This window comes from Microbacterium sp. ISL-103 (genome assembly GCF_018613995.1).
Classification (GTDB): Bacteria; Actinomycetota; Actinomycetes; order Actinomycetales; family Microbacteriaceae; genus Microbacterium.
This window is the reverse complement of sequence record NZ_JAGGPD010000312.1, coordinates 1-4148: the sequence shown is the minus strand read 5'-3', so window position 1 is coordinate 4148 and position 4148 is coordinate 1. Positions and strand designations below refer to the sequence as shown.

General features: G+C 68.8%; 3 protein-coding genes and 1 pseudogene. 1 reads left to right on the top strand and 3 read right to left on the bottom strand.

Annotated elements, in window-relative coordinates:
* Nucleotides 1-38: 38 nt before the first annotated feature.
* Together J7E68_RS11960 and J7E68_RS11955 are read right to left on the bottom strand one after the other, a co-directional pair.
* Nucleotides 39-590 carry an NUDIX hydrolase gene (locus tag J7E68_RS11960; protein WP_215172857.1) on the bottom strand — a complete coding sequence of 184 codons (552 nt, stop codon included), beginning with the start codon at nucleotides 588-590 and terminating at the stop codon, nucleotides 39-41.
* Nucleotides 587-1819, bottom strand: coding sequence for an MFS transporter (locus J7E68_RS11955; RefSeq protein WP_215172858.1), 1233 nt, complete (start codon nucleotides 1817-1819; stop codon nucleotides 587-589). The genes J7E68_RS11960 and J7E68_RS11955 overlap by 4 nt, the downstream gene beginning before the upstream one ends.
* Nucleotides 1820-1927: 108 nt before the next feature.
* Here J7E68_RS11955 and prfB point away from each other — a divergent pair, with 108 nt between their 5' ends.
* The gene (prfB, locus tag J7E68_RS11950; RefSeq protein ID WP_215172855.1) at nucleotides 1928-3037 is read left to right on the top strand and encodes a peptide chain release factor 2; all 1110 of its coding nucleotides are present in this window, start codon (nucleotides 1928-1930) and stop codon (nucleotides 3035-3037) included.
* A gap of 138 nt (nucleotides 3038-3175) precedes the next feature.
* Here the strand turns inward: prfB and J7E68_RS11945 are convergent.
* A pseudogene (locus tag J7E68_RS11945) lies at nucleotides 3176-4148 on the bottom strand (hypothetical protein); the annotation flags it as partial.

The window sequence follows — 4148 nt, the reverse complement described above, 5'->3', positions numbered from 1 at the left end:
CGGGCACGAGCCGCACCGCGCTGAGGTGAGAAGATCGCTCACCCGGCCTGCAGATCGCGCAGCCGCCGCACCCGCCCCTCGAATCCGGCAGGCACCTGCGACGGCAGCGCGTCGATCGGCCACCACCGTACGTCCTCGGATTCCTCGCTCACCACCAGCGCCGCGTCATCCGAGACGACGACCGCGACCCCGATGTCGAGATGCGAGGCGCAGCGGCCGAAGGCAGAGGAGAGCTCGTGGTGGTCGAGGTCGTACACGAGCGGCTCGGCGGGGACGAGGACGTCGACACCCGTCTCCTCGCGCAGTTCGCGCAGCGCGGCCTTCGCTATCGACGCGTCGCCGGGCTCGAGATGCCCGCCGGGCTGCACCCAGAACTGCCCCTTGGCGTGGAACACGAGCAGCGTGCGGTTCAGCGTCGGATCGAACACGAGCGCCGACGCGGTGGCGTGGCGGGGTCCGTCATCGCGGGAGACGGGCCCGTGGTCGTCGGGGAAGAAGCGCGAGAAGTCCGCCTGGGCGTCGCGGAGGCGCTGCGACGGTGTGGCCGCGCCGACGACCAGACGCCGCACGTCGGCGCCGAGAGAGGTCATGACGGGTCCTTCGCGGCACGGGGGACGAAGCGGGGGATCCATCGGATGAAGCCCAGGGCGCCCACCAGCCCGACCACGCCCATGGCCGCAGCCGCGACCGGCAGCGATGCGACCGCGATGATCCCCGACACCGCCAGGGGAGCGACGGCTCCTCCGGCATCCGTCAGCGTGCGCCACGAGCCGAGGAAGGCCGCGGGCTCGCGCTTCGGAGCGACGTCGGCGCCGAGCGTCAGCAGGATGCCGCTCGAGAGGCCGTTGCCCACCCCGAGCACGGCGGCGAACATGCCGAACCAGAGCACTGCGGCATCGAGGTCGTGGGTCACGGAGAGGGCGAGGAACCCCGCACCCATGAGCACCATCGCGGGCATCGCGGCCCAGAGGCGTCCGAACCGATCCATCACCTGACCGCTGGCGTAGAACAGGGCGAAGTCGATTGCGCCCGAGATTCCGACGACGAGGGCGATGGTCGAGGCGTCGAGACCGAGCGAGAGCCCCCAGAGGGGCAGCACGACCTGCCGTGCAGACCGGACAGCCGAGAGCGAGGCCGCCGCGAGACCGAGCCGCCCGAGCACGCTGCGCTGCTGCCACATCGTGCGGAAGATGCCTGCGCGCCCCGTGGTGGGGATCGATCCGGTGACGGCTTCGCCCGAATCATCCGAGAGCGACGCGGTGCGCACGGCCGTGGTCGCCGGGATCGTCTTCTCGGGGTCGGGCCCGAACAGCACCAGCAGCACCATCACGACGAGACAGCCGAGGAAGAACCAGATCGCGGCGGACTCCGACCCGAACAGCTGCAGAAGCCCTGCGGCGACGAACGGACCGATGAAGATGCCGAGGCGGAAGCTGCCTCCCAAGAGCGAGAGCGCGCGGGCTCGGAACGCGATCGGCACCCTCGTCGTCATGAACGCATGGCGGGCGAGCCCGAACGCGGCCGCGCAGAAGCCGAGGATGAAGACAGACGCTGCGAGCACACCCAGAGACGGAGCGAAGACCATGCCCACGCCGGCGCCGATCGCGATCACGCCGGCGATCACCATCGTGAAGCGTTCGCCGATGCGGCCCACAGCCCAGCCGGCAGGGAGGTTTCCGCAGAGCTGGCCGACGACCAGCGCGGAGGCCACGAGCGCGGCGAACGCGATATCGGCACCCATTCGCGCGGCGATCACCGGGATCAGCGGGATGACTGCTCCCTCGCCGAGCGAGAAGAGGACGGTGGGGAGGTACACCATCGGTCCGAACCGCCTCAGGACCGTGGATGCGTCGCTCACTCGTTTCACGCTACTCCCGTTCGAACGCCGTACCCGCCCGCACAGGCGGCACGTTAGGCTGGACGCGACATGCTCGAACTCGATCTCTCCGCCGACATCCAGGCCCTGCGACTCACCTACGGTGACATCCGCGAGGTCATCGATGTCGAGACCCTCCGTTCCGACATCGCGCGTCTCAGCGAGGAAGCCGGCGTGCCGGACCTCTGGGACGACCCGGACCGCGCCCAGAAGGTGACCAGCGCCCTGAGTCACCGCCAGTCGGCGCTCGCCAGGGTCGAGGGCATCGGCCGCCGACTCGACGATCTCGAGGTGCTGGTCGGCCTCGCGAACGAGATGGGCGACGAGGAGTCGGCCGTCGAGGCGCGGGTCGAGCTGAACGCTCTCACCGAGATCATCAATCAGCTCGAGGTCCAGACGCTGATGGACGGCGAGTACGACGAGCGGTCCGCGATCATCACCATCCGCTCGGGAGCCGGCGGCGACGACGCCACGGACTTCGCCGAGATGCTCATGCGCATGTACCTGCGCTGGGCTGAGCGCCACAAGTACCCCGTCAAGGTCTTGGACACGTCGTACGCCGAGGGTGCGGGCATCAAGTCCGCGACGTTCGAGATCGACGCTCCCTACGCCTTCGGCACGGTGTCGGTCGAGGCCGGCACCCACCGCCTGGCGCGCATCAGCCCCTTCGGCTCTGCAGACAAGCGTCAGACGTCGTTCGCCGCTGTCGAGGTGATCCCTCTCATGGAAGAGGCGACCGAGGTCGACATCCCTGAGAACGACATCCGCGTCGATGTCTTCCGCTCCTCAGGCCCCGGTGGTCAGTCGGTCAACACCACCGACTCCGCCGTGCGCCTCACGCACCTTCCGTCCGGCATCGTCGTCTCGATGCAGAACGAGAAGTCGCAGATCCAGAACCGCGCCGCCGCCATGCGCGTTCTCCAGACCCGACTTCTGCTGCTGCAGAAGGAGGAGGAGGCCGCGAAGAAGAAGGAGCTGGCCGGAAACATCACGGCGAGCTGGGGCGATCAGATGCGCTCGTACTTCCTCTACGGTCCGCAGCTCGTGAAGGATCTTCGCACCGGACACGAGTCGGGCAACCCGGCCGCAGTCTTCGACGGTGACCTCGACGGCTTCATCTCGGCGGGCATCCGCTGGCGCAAGCGCAAAGACGAGGACTGAGCCGGCTCTCAGCCCCCGGTTCGGCGGCTAGCCCCTCGACCGCGCTGACCACCGGCCGCACATGATGATCGCCGGGTCTGCAGCTCTCGCTGCGGACCCGGCGATCATTCTGCGTCGGGGTTGATGCCGGCGTCGCGGTCAGCCCGCGGACGGCGTGCTCGAGATGCGAGCGACCTCGTCGAGGAGCTCGTCGGTGAAGACGACGTCGTACGACTCGCTCTGCGCGACGTCGAAGGTCATCGTGCCGTTCACCGTGTCTCCGGCTGCGAGCTCTTCGGCGACGATTCCGTCGCCGTAGTAGTCGTAGTCGCCCTGATCGCCTTCAGCGGTCTCGATCATGACGTAGAACGGGTTGACGTAGCTCGTGCCCGAGATGCCGGTGAAGGTGACGTCGAGAATGACGTATCCGCCGTTGGTCGACGGGATGCTCGACCCGTCGGAGGTCGCCCAGGTGGCCGAGTTGATCGTGACCTCGCTGGTGCCCGACATCTGCTCGATCGTGAGGGGCGAACCGAGCTCGCCCTCGACGACATCGGGGCTGTCGGTGCCGTCGTCGGTTCCGGTGTCGGAGTCGCTCGACGGCGGTGCCGTGGGAAGATCGCGCACCGCGTCGGAGACCGTCGCGAACACGATGACGAAGAACATCAGGACCGCGATGATCGCGCCCACGACCGAGAGGATGAGACCCGAGATGCCGGGCCACTTCTTGCCCTTGAGGAAGAGCGAGATCAACGACACCACGAAGCCGGCGGCGAGCAGCAGCCAGCCGAATCCGAAGACGACGGGGATGCACGACAGGATCGTGCCGAGTGCCGCGAGACCGAGTCCGACCACGCCCAGGATCGAGACGCGGGCAGGCCCTGCAGGAGCCGCTGCGCCGTAGGGGGCGGGGTATCCGCCGCCGGGAGCGCCGTACTGCTGGCCTGCCGGTGCGTAGGCCGCGGCACCCGGGTAGCTCGGGGCAGCTGCCGGGTAGCCGGGTGCGGTCGGGTAGGCCTGCTGCTGCGCAGCGTCAGCAGTCGCCGGGTACGAGGGTCCGCTGCCGGGGTACGTCGGCGCGGGGTTCGCATACGGGGGCACGTCGCCGCTGAGCGGAGTCGTGGGCGCAGTG

Bases quoted from the DNA above. Each gene is read 5' to 3' on its own strand.
- J7E68_RS11960 (WP_215172857.1), bottom strand. From the start codon at position 590: ATGACCTCTCTCGGCGCCGACGTGCGGCGTCTGGTCGTCGGCGCGGCC.
- J7E68_RS11955 (WP_215172858.1), bottom strand. From the start codon at position 1,819: ATGGTGTACCTCCCCACCGTCCTCTTCTCGCTCGGCGAGGGAGCAGTC.
- prfB (WP_215172855.1), top strand. From the start codon at position 1,928: ATGCTCGAACTCGATCTCTCCGCCGACATCCAGGCCCTGCGACTCACC.